Consider the following 15,027-nt stretch of genomic DNA (forward strand, 5'->3'; position numbering starts at 1 on the left):
GTTGTGTCTCTTTTATAAGGCTTAAGCTTGTCTACCCACGCAGGTGTATTCAAAACCGAGATCTTTCATTTCCCTCGGCTCATAGATATTGCGAAGATCAACCATGATGGGTGACTTCATGCTGGATTTCACGCGATCTAAATCTAATGCGCGGAATTCGTTCCACTCAGTAATAATGACTACCGCATCTGCTCCTTCTAAAGGCTCGTATGCATCCTTGCAGAATGTAATGTCGGAGAGTAATGACTTGGCCTCTTCCATCCCTTCGGGGTCGTAAGCGTGAATATTCGCACCAGCCTTGCAAAGAGTAGGAATAATATCAAGACTGGGGCTTTCCCGCATATCATCCGTATTTGGCTTGAAAGTGAGCCCTAGGACTGCAATTTTTTTGCCATCGATAGAGCCGCCACACGCTGTGATAACTCTATCCGCCATTCGGATTTTGCGGCTTTCATTTACATTGATAACCGTTTCAACCAGTTTGATCGGTGCTTCAAATTCTAATGATGACTGATAGAGGGCTCGTGTATCTTTTGGGAAGCATGAGCCGCCAAAACCTGGGCCAGCATGCAGAAATTTACCGCCAATTCGGCCATCCAGGCCAATTCCTTTGGCAACCGAATGAACATCAGCACCTACTTTTTCACATAGATCCGCGATCTCGTTAATAAAGGTAATCTTGGTCGCCAGGAACGCGTTTCCAGCGTATTTTGTCAGCTCTGAGCTTTCCAATGAGGTAAACAGAATTGGTGTTTGGATCAGAGAGAGTGGTCGATAAATGGCTTCCATGACCTTTTTTGACTTGTCCGTTTCTGCCCCAACGACTACACGATCTGGGCGCATGAAATCCTCGATTGCTGCGCCTTCACGAAGAAATTCCGGGTTTGAAACAACGTCGAAAAGATCTGAAGTACATGTTTCGGCGAGGATTTCGGCTACTTTGCGTCCTGTGCCTACAGGAACGGTGGATTTATTGACGACAACGGTATAGTCCTTGATGGCTTGGCCGATCTCTTTTGCCGCTTGAAAAACATAGGTTAGGTCAGCCTGCCCATCACCGCGTCGACTTGGTGTGCCAACTCCTATGAATACAGCGTCAGCTTTTTCAACTGCACTCACGAGGTCTGTTTGAAATGAAAGGCGTCCGGCTTTAGTGTTTTTTGCAACCAAAACATCTAAGCCTGGCTCAAAAATTGGGATTTCACCGGCATTCAACCTGTCAATTTTGCCTTGATCTTTATCAACACAAATTACCTCATGTCCAAATTCGGAAAAACAGGTGCCAGAGACCAAGCCCACATAACCGGTTCCGACCATTGTGATGCGCATTTTGATTTACCTTATAGATCTTTCGCTAGCGTTTTAATGTGATTGGCTATTTCTTGCCCCATGTCGCTTCGCTCTAGCGCAAAAGCAATATTTGCTTGCAGGAAACCAATTTTGTCGCCGCAGTCGTAGCGTGTGCCCTCAAAGCGAAGACCATAGAAAGGACTGGTCTTTAAGAGGTTTGAAAGTGCATCAGTGAGTTGAATTTCATTCCCAGCTCCGCGAGCCTGATTTTCCAGAAGATCAAAAACCTGTGGCTCCAGAACATACCGGCCTATGACAGCGAGATTTGATGGCGCGTCTTTAGGATCTGGTTTTTCGATAAGGTGTTTGATCTCAACCTTTTTCTCATCATCAAAGCCTGGTTTGATGATCCCATAACGAGAGGTGTGTTCGTGGGGAACTTCCATGGCTGCCAGAACATTGCCTCCACCCATTTCATCACGCGTATTTATCATTTGTCCAAGGCAAGGAGTCTTGCTCAGGATGAGGTCATCCGCAAGAATTACAGCAAACGGCTCATCGCCGACATAGCGTTTTGCGCACCAGACGGCATGCCCAAGGCCAAGTGGTTCTCTTTGGCGAATATAGGCAACGGTTCCGGTAGGTGGCATACTATCGGCAAGTGTGTTTAATGCCACTTCTTTATTGCGCTCTTCCAGAACACTTTCCAGTTCATAGGATCTGTCAAAATGATCCTCGATTGTAACTTTGCCGCGTCCCGTCACGAAGATAAACTCTTCAATTCCAGCTTCGCGTGCTTCATCTACTGCATATTGGATCAATGGCTTGTCGACCACTGGAAGCATTTCTTTCGGCATTGCCTTTGTCGCAGGAAGGAAACGAGTTCCTAGACCGCCAACAGGAAAGACAGCTTTACGGACTTTTTGTGGCATAAAGTTAGTACCCCTCATTTGCTTTAAGCATTCGCTTATTGCACTCTAATTTCTGCAATTCAATAATAGAATAATTACTGTTTTGTGAGGATGTCTCTGGCTTCGTTTAATTTCGCCGCCATATACGCAGATCCCTGATGGTCAGGATGAAACTTTTTCATTAGCCTTCGATGCGCTGCTCGGATCTCATTCAGGCTAGCCCCCACCTCGAGTTCTAAAATTTCATATGCCTCTGCTTTCGTCATCTGGTTATTTTGACGCGTGTTTGTGCTTTCAGACGCGTCTTCTTGATGACTATGTTGGGACCCCCTCTCAAAATTTCTGTCAATGTATGCTTGCAAGATAGCAAGGCTTTGTTGATCTTTGATTAATACAGTTTCCAGTTTTAGAAGATCTTCAAATGACAACTGGGACAGCGTTGCGCCCTCAAACTCTCCTTGCTTTATCGTAGCATCCATTTCGCCGCTATCATGATCCAGTGTTGCGTGGAGCCACTCGGTGTTGACATCGGATGATTGGCCTGATGAAGGAGAAGAACTTGAGAAGAAAGGTTTGTTGCGTAAGAAAAAGAGGGACGCAATAAAAAGCCCTGACGCAATTTGAAAACGTCCAGTTAGGGCAAAGAAGAGGGCCGCACCAGCGAAACCGATTAAACCGGTCCATCTCAAAATTTTAAGTAGGGTTCCTGGTTTGGCGTTGGCGATTGCGTGGCCACCCAAAACAAATGCGAAAAGCAGGGCAGCGCCAAGAATGAAATATCCGATCATTCTTTATCTCTACTATTTTAACTGCTGAGAAAGAAGCAATATGTCACCTCCTTCTTTTTTGCCATAATCCTGAAGGGCTTTTCGTCCCCCAACGGCAAATACAGCAACAGCTTTTAATAACTTTCTCAAGCTAGCAACTGAGTTTTGGTCGAACCGGAAAAATGCTCCTTTGCTCAATCTGCACATTTGCCTGAAACAGTTTTCTGCAATCGGGTCGTGGCCTTCTTGGAATATAAATAATGGTGTATTTGTTATGCCCAATTGACCAGCGAGATGACAAAGCTCGTCTGCGTCTTCTTCCATGCAATCACCCACATAGACAACAGCGTTGATTGGCGATTGCTCATTATTGCGGATTGCATGTTTCAGGACTTTTCTGATTTGCGTGTGGCCACCAAGACACTGGACGCGTGACATTGGTCGGATCAGGCGGTCACTGTTCTCAGTCCAGGGAGTTGCCTTAAATTCACCAAACCCTCTGAAAAACGCGACCTGCATTGCCAGTTTCCCGGTCTTCGAGGCCTCTTCAAACATCTCACATTGGATTTGGCAGGCATTATCCCAGGTGGGTTGACGGCTAGCCGTAGCGTCAATCGCAAACAAGAGGCGCCCAGAAGCTGCACCTGCCTCAGCTTTTGGGGTTAAGGCAACTTTTTTTAAAAAAGCATCTACATCTGATTTGGTAGATTGCGCGTCTGATTGATCGAGTTCTTTAGCCATGATTTTCTGTTCTGAAGTCACTCAATTTAACTTAAGGATTAATGTGGTCCTTTTCAAATATGCAGTTTCAATAAACGGTTATTCAGTTGAAAGCAGTTTTCAATCAGGATAATTTTTAGTTTCTCTGAGCTCTTCAAAATCGATTGATAATGTTCCCACCAAAATCCTCTTATCAGGAGGTTATGCGACTAGCATGGCCTGTTATCCTATCAAATCTGTCTGTTCCGCTATTGGGAGCGGTTGATACAGCTGTTATTGGACATCTGCCGAATGCAGCAAATCTGGGAGCGGTGGCTATCGGAACCATGATCTTCAGTTTTTTATATTGGGGTTTTGGGTTTCTCAGAATGGGAACGACAGGTTTCGTATCTCAGGCGAATGGCGCCGACGATGCAAATGAAATTAGGTCAATCATAGCACGTGCACTTTTATTGGGTTTGGTGCTATCTGGTTTGGTTCTTTCTCTACAGTGGCCCGTATTGAACATTGCGCTTACTTTGGTGGAAGGTACTGCAGAGGTGGAGAGTGGTGCTGCAGAATATTTTGGTTATCGAATTTGGGGCGCTCCTGCAGCGCTTGCAAATTACTCTATTCTGGGAATTTTCATTGGTTTAGGTCAAACCCGCCTGGCGCTTGTCACACAAGTTTTCATGAACAGTGTGAATATCATTTTGGATCTGGTTTTGGTCCTTGGTTTTGATATGGGAATTACGGGCGTTGCGATTGCGACCGTCATCGCAGAATATATGGCAGTGGTGCTTGGTCTGTTGATTGTATCAAACCAATTAAAGCGGATCGGGGGAATGTGGGTGATCCAGAATATCCTCTCCCTCGAGCGCTTTTGGGCCCTAATGAGTGTGAATCGGGATATTTTTATTCGAACGATCCTGCTGATTTTTACATTCGCCTATTTCACTGCGACTGCTGCCTCACTGGGAGAAGATAAGCTTGCTGCGGTAGCTGTTGCGATGAATTTCATGCATTTTCTTGCATTTGGCTTGGATGGTTTTGCTCACGCAGCGGAAAGTATGGTTGGTAATGCCATCGGCGCTAAACGAGAGAAGAGATTACAGGAAGTTGTTTTTTCAAGCACCATCTTGGCAGTCATTGTTGCGGGGCTTTATGCGCTTGTCTATGGATTTGCAGGCGATGGACTGATTAATCTACTAACAGATATCGAGGAGGTTCGCTTTGCAGCCTATGAGTTTCTTCCATGGCTGACTGTAATGCCCCTGGCGGCAGTATGGTCATACCAACTGGATGGAATATTTATTGGAGCTATTCGAACGCGGGAAATGCGTAACGGGATGATTATATCTTTCATAATCTATTTCGCAGCTATCCAAGTTTTTGCAGATAGTTGGGGGACAGATGGATTATGGCTATCTCTCATCTTATTTATGCTAGCTCGGGCTGGTACTTTGATGTTGATGTATCCAGCAGTCAGACGATCAGCGTTAAAAAACTAGGCGCGGTTTTTCCAGCGCTTTTCAAATGCGGGATAGATAACTGGAATAATCGTGATAATGGCGGCTATTCGGACAACATGCATGATGGAAACAAACGCCACATCAATTCCAAGCGCTAGTGCAACAAGTGACATTTCCGCTAGGCCGCCTGGAGATAGTGCGAGAACCAAACCGGCGACACTGACATGCGTGTAATCAGATGAAACAAGCGCAAAGAACGTTGCTAATCCAATCATCAAGGTTGTGGATCCGATGCTCAGCATAATGATTTTGCGGATTTCAGTGAGTGTTGTTCCCAAAAATCGCAGTCCAATAGCGGTCCCGATAACCAGCTGCGCCAGGTAAATCAGGATCATTGGGGGCATCACGTCAATCAGACCAGTGATACTTAAAATGCCGGAAAACAACATAGGGCCTAGAAGATGGTGTGCAGGAAGTTTCAATAATCCGCCCAGAAAATATCCAGATATGCCCGCAACCACCATTAAAATGTAACCCGTTGCATGGCCAGCGATACCGAAGAGTTCAATGCTGTTTGTGCTTCCGTTGGTGCTCCCAATGTCTGTTGCATATCGAAAAAAAAGCGGGACCGTCATGACAAGCAGTAAGATGCGCGTTGCATGGATCAGGGCGATGCTCCTTCCGTCGCCACCTTTTTCCTCCCCAATTTCATACATGACGTTGAAGCCACCCGGAGCAGAAGAAAAGAAGGCGGTTACCCGATCAAACTTACCAATATATCGAAAGTACCAATAGACTAAAGACATACAGACAATCACATTTACCGCTAAAAGTGTGAGGCTGCTTGTCCAAGCGCTCAAATGCCCAAGCGTTTCAGGAGAAAAGCTGGTGCCTAACATAAGGCCCAATATCGCAGTCATTATTTTTCGGAGAGTACCATTCACATGAAGGTCTACACCTTTAAGGGCAACAATGGTTGTGATGCACATTGCACCCATCATCCAGGCCAGAGGTAAATTCGCCCAAAAAAACAGGGCCCCACCAATAGCGCCAATGAATAAGGATTTAAGACTTTTGACCATGGGTGGGAAGGGCTCCCAAAAGTGTTACACGGAGTCTCCCTCCAATATTGTTTCCAGAGGATAATGGAACGGGGAGGAAAAGCGGCTTAGTTTTTGAATGTGATGCTTTCTGAGATCTTTATCCTTTATATTTGAAAGAATAAACTCATCAAGTGATATCTCTTCATTGAAAAGTTCAATAATTTGGTTTTGCACCTCCCTTTGAGTGGCAGATCTAAAGGGCGCATTTGAGTTGCTGAATTCCCGAATTAGGATCGGCTCGTTATGAGGGCCGAAGTGGCCGTGCTTGCTAATGTATGCATATATTGTGTTTAGAGGGCCGTAACCCTCACATTCACATAAAACGTTATCCAATCGGGAGAATCTGTAATTGACACCCAATGCTTCTGTTGCATGCATCCTCTCGAGTTGGCTGCCAGTAAGCCACGTGATATGTCCTGTTATTTGCTGCCCTGGTGAATAACTCAGTGTTGCGGGGACTGATCCATATGCAGTTAGGTGGGCTGAAAAACTGCAAACAAAATCTCGTAGATGGATTTTTGTCACAGGAATCTGAGACGCTGGAATATGTGCAAATTTCCGCGCAAGTTGCTCTGGTGCGGCGTTGGATCCGCATGCGATTACAGGTGTAAGGGCCGAGAAATCTGTTGAGCCCGAGGGAAATGACTCGAACTTGCCGTCAGAAAAGAGAAAAGAATGGTTGGGCCGGGGATAGGGGTAACCAAGGGCCCTTTGGAGGATCTTATTTGGATTGGCAGGCATTGATGAACAAAAATCTTAGGACAGAGCTTTTCTAAGGTCCGCCAAAGCAACTGGTTTTGTCAGTGTTTGAATTTTGGAAAGCCCTTTTGCGCCGCCCAGATCTTCCGCTAATTCGATGTAACGGGGATTGAAGCCGGTAACGATCAAAATATTGGCTTCGCAGTTTTGCTGGGCCAGCCAACTGATGAGTTCCACGCCGTCAATACCTGGCATAACCATATCCATGACGATATGTGTGGGAACTGAGGATAAGTAGGACGCCTGAAAATCCTGTGCTTTTTCAGTAACCGTCACTTTGAAGCCCATGGCTTCAGCAACAGTCTTCACGAATTCACCGAATTCACGTTCATCATCGACAATAAGTAAATGCTTCTCAGCTAAGGCATCTGAAGTTTCTGTCGGCTGAACCTGGTTGCTGTTATCGTTCATCTAGCCGCCTGCAATTGGGGGATTCGTATTTATTCCAAACATCAACTACATCTAAACCAAGGATAAAAAATTATCCGTTAAGTTGTTGAAAAATCAACAAAGAAAACCATAGCAAATTGATTCTGATTGTAAAGTGGTTCCGCGATAACGGTTCTGTCGAAACACACTCATCGCGGTTACCAAATTCCAATCAACTCACCAAATGCATGCCACCATCAACAAGCAGAAGTTCGCCGGTCACAAGATTAGCACCCTCGATGAACCAAACTACGGCGTCGGCAATATCCTCTGGTTTAGAAATGTTTGCCAATGGAACCTTCTTCGTCATGGAAGCTTTGTTGCGATCATAGTTTTCTTCGCCCCAACCTTCCTTAAGCCATCTTGTCTCAATCATGCCAGGACAAATGGCGTTGACCGTAATTTCTGGGCCGAGCGCCCGCGCGAGCGATTTTGTCATGGAGTTAAGCGCTCCTTTTGAAGCGGCATAGGCAACTGATGAGCCGTGGCCGTGGGTTCCCGCAACAGAAGAAATCATGACAATTCGGCCGCGACCACTTTCTTTGAGGTAAGGAGCACAAGCCCGTGTCATCTGGAAGGGTCCAATTGTATTGACGGCATATATATCCTGAAAGTCTTGAGCAGATAGGCCATCGAGATCAGCGTGTGGAACAAATTTTGTCCGCCCTGCGTTATTGACCAGAGCATCAATTCGTCCCCATTTATCAACAGCAGCCTGCGCCAGTTTTTTGCAATCTTCATCGCGAGAGACGTCTCCCTGTACCACGATGCATTCGGCGCCTTCCGCGCGGACTTTGTCCGCTGTGTCATTCGCCTCTGTCTCACTTTTCGTGTAGTTGACGACAATGTTGTAGTTCTTTTTAGCCAGTTCAATAGCGATAGCGGCGCCGGTTCCGGTTGCTGAGCCAGTCACAATAGCAACTTTTCGAGAGTTGGACATATACGTTCCCCAAATTGGTTGTTTATTTTTCTTTGCACTTAAAGTAGCGGGTTCCTGCGCATTAGTGCAACGAAAACCCGATCATTTTATGTTGAATTTCGAAGAAGCTCGCGTTAGGTCAATGAAACTTCTTTTTTAAGTCCTCCAGAATGTTGAGACAATTATGAAACTCTCTTATTCCGCTGAAGTCGCTGAAGCTCTCAAGAATGGTGTCCCCATTGTTGCTTTGGAATCTACGATTATCAGTCACGGTTTTCCTTATCCAAAAAATGTAGAACTTGCGGAAGAGATGGAGACGATAATCCGGGAAAATGGGGCTATACCCGCTACTATTGCTATAATCCGGGGTAAAATTACCGTTGGGTTGGAGCTTGAAGAGCTATTGCATCTTGCCAAGTCCGGTGATGTTCGAAAATGTTCTGTCCGTGACCTTTCAATGGCGTTGGTTGATGGGGTAACAGGGGCAACAACGGTTGCTTCTACGTCTTTTATTGCGGCTCGTGCCGGCATTCGTGTGTTTGCAACTGGTGGTATTGGAGGAGTTCATAAAGCGGAGGAGGGGGCGAACGGCTTCGATGTCTCTGCTGATTTACTAGAACTTTCTCGAACGGGCGTTGCTGTAGTTGCGGCGGGAGCTAAATCTATATTGGATTTGCCTGCGACTTTAGAGGTTTTAGAAAGTTTTAGTGTGCCTGTTATCGGCTATCAGACAGACACCTTTCCCGCTTTTCATTGTCGTTCAAGCGGACTGAAATTACCTGCATGGACCGATAATATCGGGAAACTCGCTGATATTGTTGATACACATCTGCAATTAGGGAGTGGGTCAGGTATGCTGATTTGTAACCCTGTTCCAGAAGCTGCTGCGATGACTAATGATGAAGTGGATGAGCTGGTTATGGCCGCTCAGCGTGAAGCGGTTGGTAAAGGCATAAAGGGTGCGGCGTTGACACCTTATATTCTGGGCGCTCTGGACCGGCTTTCGAAAGGGCGGACGAGCGAGGTGAACCTCGCTCTAGCCCTGAATAATGGAAAAGTTGCCGCTGAACTGGCAAGTTGTTTAGCTCGCTGAGGCAGGAAACACTTTCTTGCCAATAAAGATACCGACAACCATTGCAACGCAGAACACAGCTATCTTTGGACTTGCATAAGCAAGGGAACTGAGCGCAGGTCCTGGGCATAAGCCACCGATTGCCCAACCGAGACCAAAGAGTGCAGAACCGATGACAAGGCGTTTATCAATGTCTTTACGTGTTGGCAGGTAGAATTTGTCACCAAAGAGAGGGTGTGGCCGTTTTAGCAAAAAGTGAAATGCGATCACTGTCACCATCAGGCCACCGCCCATTACAAAAGCGAGACTAGGGTCCCAGTTTCCTGTCAAATCCAAGAAACCAACGACTTTGCTGGGGCTCAGCATGCCTGAGAGAGCCAATCCGTAGCCGAATAAAATGCCGGAAACAAGAGCAATTACTTTGTTCATGATTAGGCTCCTAAAAATGTGCGAATAATGAAAACAGTGATGACCGCGACAACCATGAAAGTTATCGTGGCGACGAGAGATCTTGCAGATAGACGGCCTAGTCCGCAAATGCCATGGCCGCTTGTGCAACCCGCGCCAATGTTCGTACCAAGACCAACAAGCAAGCCGCCGATAATCATCGCAATGTAATGCTCATTGTCGGACCAGTTATATGGATTGATGTTGATGTAGGAGATGTCTCCACCGGAAATCGGAAAGAGGACAGCTCCACCGATAAGGCCAAGCACGAAGAGAACGCGCCATCCCAAGTCCGAGACAACTGGTGGGACAAGACCACCAAGAATACCGCTAATACCGGCGATCCGACCACCAGTTAGCAGGATAGTGGCTGAGATACCAATTATCAGTCCTCCAGCCAGAGAGAGATAAGGGGTGAAATTTTCCATTTAGATACTCCATTCCGGATCATTTAACAGGGGATTCCCTTTTTGGGATAAAACTTTGAAGGCTTCGAATGTACTCAGAAAAACAAACGGGGAATTCTCTGACTTTAAAAGTTGCGAGGTGGAGAGGCGATCCATGACAGGGCCTTTTACCTCGGCAAAATGCAGTTCAATTCCGTTTTCTTTGAGTTCCTCCTGAAGGAGCTCAAGAGTATGGAGCGCACTTCCATCAATGGAATTGATGGCACTGCAAATAAGAAGGACATCTGTAATCTGGGTCTTGCTTGCAACTTTGTTGAGAATGAAATTCTCAAGGTAACTGGCATTGGCAAAAAACAGGCTTTCGTCGATCCTGAGAGCAAGCAAATGGGGATAAGTTTTGACTTTATGCCGGTTGATATTCCGAAAATGTTCTGTATCGCCTACCTGGCCTACGATGGCAATGTGGGGCCGGCTGGAACGCCAGAAATGTAAAATTAGCGAGAGTGAGATACCAACAATAAGTCCGGTCTCAATGCCAAAAAACAGAACCGAGATAAATGTACTGCCCTCTGCAATCCCGTCCGCACGATCGTAACGAAGGTTTTTTAGGAACCCTTTGATGTCGACAAGTTCAAGGATGGCGACGAGGATAATTGCGGCCAATACAGTTTTTGGGATGTAGTAGAAAAGCGGTGTAAAAAAGGCCAACGTGAGACCAATAAGACAAGCGGTAATAATCGCTGCCATCTGTGTATTGGCGCCAGCGGTGTGATTAACAACTGATCGGCTAAAGCCGCCACAAACTGGACTTCCTCCAGTGAAACCACTTCCAAGATTGGCAAATCCGAGCCCCCAGGCTTCCTGATTAACGTCCAGCTTTTGGCGGCGTTTGTTTGCCAAGACCTTGGCGATTGCAACGCTCTCAACATAGCTGATGATTGTGATCAAAACTGCAGAAGGAGCCAACTGCTGGAAAAGTCCCAGGTCAAAGCTAATCATCTGCAGGTCAGGTAAACCTTCAGGGATGGATCCGATGACTTTTACGTTCTCAGTCTCGGCGAGGTTGAGGCCATACACAATCAGCGTGCTGAGTATAAGAACCAGAAGTGGTCCCGTCTTTGAAAGTCCTGCCGCCAGATTTTTCAGTGGATCAATATTTTGCAAGATAGATGCAAAATATTTCCGAGCCAGATACAGAAGAATTAGGCTGAAAATACCAATGATGAGAGTTGTTCCATTCAAAGGGTCCCAGACGTTACTTAGTAAATTCTGTGGTAGGAAATCGTTATATGTGAGTTTTGAATTGAAGCCGCCAAAGGGTGTTAGTTGACTGAATGCGATCAGCAAGGCAGCCGCGCTTGTAAAACCCGCCATAACCGGATGGCTCAGAAATTCAGTTAAAAGCCCGAGCCGTAAGACGCCAATTATTAAAAAGCAAACACCAACCATGGCTGACAAGGTTATAGCGGCGGCCAAATATTCCTCTGTCCCTTGTGCGGCAACAGATGAAAGTGCATAAGCAACCATCAATGAGGCGACCGCCACGGGGCCGACTGCCAATGTGCGACTACTGCCAAACAATGCATACATAATTGGCGGCGTGATGCTGGCGTAGAGCCCAATTTCAGGGGGAAGACCTGCCAGGGCTGAGTAGGCCATAGCCTGTGGGATTAGAAGGATAGCGGTGATAATTCCCGCTGTCAGATCCCCTCCAAAAGTTTTCTGATTGTAGGTTTTCAGCCAACTGATTGCAGGAACGAATTTTTCAGTCTGAAAAGTCATGATCAATCTTCCTGACAATAAAGTGCATACAGAGTGGATATGATGTGCTTTGCTTCGTCACCGTCGAGGGAGTAAAAAATTGTTTGTCCTTCTCGACGCGTTTTCACTAATCCGTCTTTTCTCAGTAAGGCAAGCTGCTGCGAAATCGAAGAGGGGCGAGCCTCCAAGGCAGCAGCTAGTTCGTTTACCGGCTTTTCCTGATCATTGAGCTGGCATAGCAACATAAGCCGTGTTTCACTGGAAAGTGCTTTCATGAGGGTGCTGGCTCGTGTTGCTGATTTTTTCATGTCTTCCATATTCATATATGCTTATCTACATATATACAGATATATAGTCAAGAAAAGATTTATGATTTGTCAGCGTGAGTGGGGTTAATCCGGTGAGGGCAGGCTAAATAATTGGGCTTAGTCAGCCGGGCGATTTGAGATTTGTTCGTTTGTTAAGGGGATAAATAGATCCCATCAAAAGCATGGGAAATACGAGGCATGGCCTGCTTTACTATAAATGTGAAAAGCCGGAAGCTTAGTTTTGTGCAACCCGCATCAGGTTGCCATTGTCCGGAGTCACGATAAAGCAGGACATGCTTTGGCGCATAAGGCTTTGGCAAGCTTTTCGGGCGCTGTTTTCGTCGAAGCCTAACATTTGGGCTCGGTACACTGGGGTACCTTTATGGACGACTTTTTGAATATGGTAGCGCGTGTCGGTTAGCAAGTTACTGATCCGATTGGAAGCCATATCCAACAGATCTCGCGCTCTGCCAGGCCGAGAGAATGCACCAATTTGAATTCCCCAGTTTCCGTCACTATCGATTTGTGGTGAAGGGGGTGGTGTTGGCGCGGATACTTTAGCGACAACAGGTTCCTTCGTCACTGCAGCGGATGCGACTGCAACCGGTTTGCTTGAGCCTGTATTGGTATGAGGACTTCCGAGCGCAATCTGAGGTGGCCGTTGGCTAGGCAGCGGAATTGTAAAGGGACGTATTGTGTCCATCTTCTCAAAACCACGATCCAACAGTTTGGTCATATGTCTGTCCCGGCTCTTTGCTGTTCTGCCGCCAAAGACAACACCGATCAAGCGGTTGCCGCCCCGTTTGGCAGAAGCAACCAGATTGAAACCGGATGCGCGGATGTAGCCCGTCTTGATCCCATCTGCACCTGAATATTTCCCAAGCAGGTTATTGTGATTTTTGTATGTGTGACCCTTGTAGTCGAATTTCTGAAGGGACAGATAATCATAATAGCCGGGGAAGTCGTGGATAATTGCTGCCCCTAAAATTGCCATGTCGCGAGCTGTACTCTTTTGGCGCCGGTTTGGAAGGCCGCTTGCGTTCCGAAAACTTGTCCGGCTCATTCCGAGCTTGCGCGCTTTCTCAGTCATATCACGTGCAAATGCCGCCTCAGTCGGAGCCATAGCTTCTGCAAGGACTGTAGCGGCATCGTTGGCCGACTTAGTGATCAGGCCGAACATGGCGTCCCGCACACTGATTGTACTTCCGCGTTTCAAGCCAAGTTTGGTTGGTGTTTGGCCGGCAGCTCGCGCAGAAACAGGGAGGCGTTGGTCAAGCTTCAGTTTGCCAGTCTTGAGTGCCTCAAAAGTCATGTAAAGTGTCATGATTTTGGTCAGTGAAGCAGGATAAAGCTTTTTGTCGGCATTCCTTGCAAAGAGGACTTGTCCCGTACGGCTGTCCATCACAATTGATGCATATCTTGCTTCGGCCTGAGAAGCAAAATTGATGGTACCAAACAGTATTGTTAAAAGGAGAAGGGATAGTGTAAGCGCCTGCCGCACAAATGGGGCAGTTCGAGGTGATGCTTCCGTGTTGATGGCCTTCACATTCAGGGCCTTAACAAGAGACTCAATCAATTGCACTTTCAATCCACATGTAAACTTTAATTTGATGACTGACGCAACGCACAAAGATGCTGTGACAATTACTCTATGAAAACGTGCGAATCATGTCCATCAAAAATAAAAAAAACTTATTAAAATCTGTCTGATAAGTGACATTTTTAACTTTAACTGTTTAAAGCCCCCTTTTTGGAGCATGCCGCAATCCTAGAGTAAGTTGGTTAAGAAAGAGTAAGGCCAATCAGTTTATTTTTTGGCTTTTTTAAAGCTGCAACTGCTAAATAAAAGTGCATATAAATTTCCACTAATTTTCGTATCAGGTAAATTTGTTCATTAAAATCAATTATTTAGGTTGGATAAATTTTATATTGTGCAGTGCACAAAAACTGTTGACAAGTTAGAATAGATGCATATATTGAGTGCTGATGTTGCGATGCAGCATTTTGGATTGCTATTCTCGAAAGGTACCCCAATGAGCACTACTAAAGCAAAGACTTCAGCCAAGGCGACTAACGGTTCCAAAGCTGAAAAAATCGAAAACCCATTTGTCACAAAGGACTTTGAAACTGCAATGTCTGCAGGTAAGAAAAGTCTCCAGGACGCATTTCTGACTAGTGCAGAAATGGCAGAAAATGCTTACAAATCTGGTCACGAAGCTTTCAAAACTTCTTTTGAAAAAGCAGTTAAAGACAGCAAAGCCCAGGTTGAAAAAGCAACTAAAACACTTGCAGACGTTCCAATGTATGACAAGGAAAGCGCAGAGCCTTTCTTGAAAGCTGGAACAGCAGTTGTTGAAAAAGGCGAGAAAATCAGCTTTGAACTTATCGAATTCGGTACAGGTCGGATGGATGCATATTTCGCAACAGCCCGTTCTGTAATCGAAGCAGAAGATGTTCAGAAAGCTCTCGAACTTCAAACAGAATTCGCTCGTGACTCAGTTGAGACATTTGTCAGTGAAGTTTCCAAACTGAACGCAATGTTCGTGGATGCTTCCAAAACAGTGATGGAACCATTTGGCGCACAATATGCTGCCAGCATGGATAAATTCCTGAGCCGCGCGTAAGACATTTAAGAATAGTAGACCAAAAGTAGCGTTCAAATTAGCCCGGCTGTTCAGCCGGG

General features: G+C 46.0%; 16 protein-coding genes. 4 read left to right on the forward strand and 12 right to left on the reverse strand.

Annotated features, from left to right (window positions below; genetic code table 11):
- Positions 1 to 21: 21 nt before the first annotated feature.
- From HH301_RS09110 to HH301_RS09125, 4 genes are all read right to left on the reverse strand, one after another.
- Positions 22 to 1,329, reverse strand: a complete 1,308-nt coding sequence (locus HH301_RS09110; protein WP_169568588.1) for a UDP-glucose dehydrogenase family protein — start codon at positions 1,327 to 1,329, stop codon at positions 22 to 24.
- Between the two features lie 11 nt (positions 1,330 to 1,340).
- Positions 1,341 to 2,222 (reverse strand): UTP--glucose-1-phosphate uridylyltransferase GalU, encoded by an 882-nt coding sequence (galU, locus tag HH301_RS09115; RefSeq protein WP_169568589.1) that lies wholly within the window; start codon positions 2,220 to 2,222, stop codon positions 1,341 to 1,343.
- Between the two features lie 74 nt (positions 2,223 to 2,296).
- On the reverse strand, positions 2,297 to 2,989 hold the full coding sequence (locus HH301_RS09120; RefSeq protein WP_169568590.1) for a DnaJ domain-containing protein: 693 nt from the start codon (positions 2,987 to 2,989) through the stop codon (positions 2,297 to 2,299).
- Between the two features lie 12 nt (positions 2,990 to 3,001).
- The gene (locus HH301_RS09125) at positions 3,002 to 3,709 is read right to left on the reverse strand and encodes a P-loop NTPase family protein (RefSeq protein ID WP_169568591.1); all 708 of its coding nucleotides are present in this window, start codon (positions 3,707 to 3,709) and stop codon (positions 3,002 to 3,004) included.
- A gap of 182 nt (positions 3,710 to 3,891) precedes the next feature.
- Between HH301_RS09125 and HH301_RS09130 the strand changes: the two genes are divergently transcribed.
- A complete protein-coding gene (locus tag HH301_RS09130; protein ID WP_169568592.1) occupies positions 3,892 to 5,178 on the forward strand; it encodes an MATE family efflux transporter in 1,287 nt (428 codons plus the stop codon).
- On the opposite strand, the gene HH301_RS09135 is transcribed toward HH301_RS09130, so the two are convergent.
- Positions 5,175 to 6,221, reverse strand: coding sequence for an AbrB family transcriptional regulator (locus HH301_RS09135; protein ID WP_169568593.1), 1,047 nt, complete (start codon positions 6,219 to 6,221; stop codon positions 5,175 to 5,177). The genes HH301_RS09130 and HH301_RS09135 overlap by 4 nt on opposite strands.
- Positions 6,222 to 6,709: 488 nt before the next feature.
- Between HH301_RS09135 and HH301_RS17485 the strand changes: the two genes are divergently transcribed.
- Positions 6,710 to 6,853: a hypothetical protein gene (locus HH301_RS17485; protein ID WP_206378243.1), complete on the forward strand. Its 144-nt coding sequence runs from the start codon at positions 6,710 to 6,712 to the stop codon at positions 6,851 to 6,853.
- Between the two features lie 145 nt (positions 6,854 to 6,998).
- Here HH301_RS17485 and HH301_RS09140 read toward each other — a convergent pair whose 3' ends face one another.
- Positions 6,999 to 7,412, reverse strand: coding sequence for a response regulator (locus HH301_RS09140; protein WP_169568594.1), 414 nt, complete (start codon positions 7,410 to 7,412; stop codon positions 6,999 to 7,001).
- A gap of 190 nt (positions 7,413 to 7,602) precedes the next feature.
- A complete protein-coding gene (locus HH301_RS09145; protein WP_169568595.1) occupies positions 7,603 to 8,370 on the reverse strand; it encodes an SDR family NAD(P)-dependent oxidoreductase in 768 nt (255 codons plus the stop codon).
- A 163-nt stretch (positions 8,371 to 8,533) separates the two neighbouring features.
- On the opposite strand from HH301_RS09145, the gene HH301_RS09150 reads away from it, so the two are divergent.
- Positions 8,534 to 9,442, forward strand: a complete 909-nt coding sequence (locus tag HH301_RS09150; protein ID WP_169568596.1) for a pseudouridine-5'-phosphate glycosidase — start codon at positions 8,534 to 8,536, stop codon at positions 9,440 to 9,442.
- On the opposite strand, the gene HH301_RS09155 is transcribed toward HH301_RS09150, so the two are convergent.
- From HH301_RS09155 to HH301_RS09175, 5 genes are all read right to left on the reverse strand, one after another.
- Positions 9,431 to 9,850, reverse strand: coding sequence for a YeeE/YedE family protein (locus tag HH301_RS09155; protein ID WP_169568597.1), 420 nt, complete (start codon positions 9,848 to 9,850; stop codon positions 9,431 to 9,433). The two genes, HH301_RS09150 and HH301_RS09155, sit on opposite strands and share 12 nt — an antisense overlap.
- 2 nt (positions 9,851 to 9,852) lie before the next feature.
- Positions 9,853 to 10,296: a YeeE/YedE family protein gene (locus tag HH301_RS09160; RefSeq protein ID WP_169568598.1), complete on the reverse strand. Its 444-nt coding sequence runs from the start codon at positions 10,294 to 10,296 to the stop codon at positions 9,853 to 9,855.
- Positions 10,297 to 12,057: a SulP family inorganic anion transporter gene (locus HH301_RS09165; RefSeq protein ID WP_169568599.1), complete on the reverse strand. Its 1,761-nt coding sequence runs from the start codon at positions 12,055 to 12,057 to the stop codon at positions 10,297 to 10,299.
- Between the two features lie 2 nt (positions 12,058 to 12,059).
- Entirely contained in the window at positions 12,060 to 12,359 is a 300-nt protein-coding gene (locus tag HH301_RS09170; protein WP_169568600.1) for an ArsR/SmtB family transcription factor, read from the reverse strand.
- 220 nt (positions 12,360 to 12,579) lie between these two features.
- A complete protein-coding gene (locus HH301_RS09175; RefSeq protein WP_206378245.1) occupies positions 12,580 to 13,926 on the reverse strand; it encodes a serine hydrolase in 1,347 nt (448 codons plus the stop codon).
- A 451-nt stretch (positions 13,927 to 14,377) separates the two neighbouring features.
- Between HH301_RS09175 and HH301_RS09180 the strand changes: the two genes are divergently transcribed.
- Positions 14,378 to 14,968, forward strand: a complete 591-nt coding sequence (locus HH301_RS09180; protein ID WP_169568601.1) for a phasin family protein — start codon at positions 14,378 to 14,380, stop codon at positions 14,966 to 14,968.
- Positions 14,969 to 15,027: the final 59 nt, after the last annotated feature.

This window comes from Sneathiella limimaris (genome assembly GCF_012932565.1).
GTDB classification, from domain to species: Bacteria; Pseudomonadota; Alphaproteobacteria; order Sneathiellales; family Sneathiellaceae; genus Sneathiella; species Sneathiella limimaris.